Source organism: Streptomyces sp. NPDC089915 (assembly GCF_040684675.1).
In the GTDB taxonomy this organism is placed as follows: domain Bacteria; phylum Actinomycetota; class Actinomycetes; order Streptomycetales; family Streptomycetaceae; genus Streptomyces.
The window spans coordinates 1-1,555 of record NZ_JBFBGN010000357.1 but is presented as its reverse complement, the minus strand read 5'-3'; the positions used below and the strand labels follow the sequence as shown (position 1 = coordinate 1,555).

Genomic DNA, 1,555 nt, shown 5'->3' with positions numbered 1-1,555 from the left:
TGCGGTCGCGGCGGCGGCGCTCGTGGTGGGGGGCCCCCGCCTCGCCCCCCCCCCCCCCCCCCCACGACCCCCCTCGGGTAGGTCTTTATCCACCCGGAGCCCGTAGTTCACTCGACCGAGCAGGCGCTCGGAGTGAACGGAGGGAGCGTAGGGGGGCGCTTTCGTTCCGCACGCTTTTCGTCCCGATCTTCACTTGCCTACCGTCATGAGCACGGGGCCCGTGGCGGGAGAGTGGTGCGGCGTTGACGGACGAGGTCACAGGTGGTGCGAGGGGTGCCGGGGAGGCGCCCTGGGGAGCGGCGCGCCCGGCGGAGTCCGGGGAGGCCATGGAGTCCGTGGAGTCCGCTGAGTCCGGGGAGCGCATGGCGTTCGCGGAACTGGTGACGATCCGCGATCCGGCCGGGGGCATGCGCGGCAGCGGCTTCGTGGCCGACGACCGCGGGACGGTGCTCACCAGCCACGAGGCCGTCGATGGCCTGGAGTGGGTCGTGCTGCACGGTTCCGGGGGGCGCACCTGGCGGGCCGAGGCCGCCGAGGTGACCGCCCTGCCGGAGCTGGGGCTCGCCCTGGTGCCGAGCGACGGGCTCGGGACGCGGCCGCTGCCGGTGGCCGCGCGCGGGACCATCGCTCCGGGAACGTACGTACGCCTCCCCGCGCGGGGCTGGCGCCAGGCGCGGGTGCTCGGGGCGGGCGCGGAGGCCGGTTACACCGCGGCCGGCCTGCGGCGGGTGCTGCCCGCCACCGTGGAGCTGGCGATCGGCACGGACGGCCGGGACGCCCTGAGGCTCGGCGGGGCGGCCTGCGGTGGCCCGGTCCTCGACGCGGAGACCGGAGCGGTGCTCGCGGTACTGGGCACCGCTCTCACGGCGGAGCGGTGCTCCGGCGGCTTCGCCGTCCCCCTGCGCGCGGCCGCCGCCACCGCACCCGGCGGCCCCCTCGCGGCGCTGCTGGAGCGCAACGGCGCCACCGTCCCGGGATACGGCCCCGACCTCAACCTGGCGGGCGCCCTGCGACTGACCGCGACCACCCTGGCCGCGCCCCCGAGCGGTGCCGGCGTGACGGAACCCGTGGCCCGCCCCGCCCTCGCCGCCGCACTGGCCGCCTTCACCGCCGGGCAGGACCTCGTCCTCGGCCTCATCGGCGACCCCGGCACCGGCCGCACCACCGCCCTCGCCACCCTGACCGCCGACCGCGCCCGCGGCCCCCCCCCCGCCCCCACCCTCTGGCTACGCGGCGCCGACCTACGCGCGGCCGACACCTCCCTGGCCGACGCCGTACACCGCGCACTGACGGAGGCGGCCCGCGCCGTGGGGGCGGGAGCGACGTACTCCGCGCCGCCGGGGGGCGTGGCGGGGGGCGCTTGCGGGGCCTCGGCGGGGGTGGGGGCGGGGGCATCAGCCGGAGGCTTGCCTGGAGCCGTGCCCGGGGCGTCGTCCGGGGGCGTGGCGGAGGGCGCCTATAGGGCCTTGCCCGGGGCGGTGCCGGGGGGCTTGGCGGGGTCCGCGGCCGGGGGGGAGTCGGGGGCGTGGGCGGGGGGGTGGGCGGGGGGCGTGGG

At 79.0% G+C, this 1,555-nt stretch carries 1 protein-coding gene; it reads left to right on the top strand.

Annotated elements, in window-relative coordinates:
- Window positions 1–335: 335 nt before the first annotated feature.
- The coding region (locus AB0O29_RS35775; protein WP_365160575.1) for a trypsin-like peptidase domain-containing protein at window positions 336–1,555 on the top strand (1,220 nt) is incomplete at its 3' end.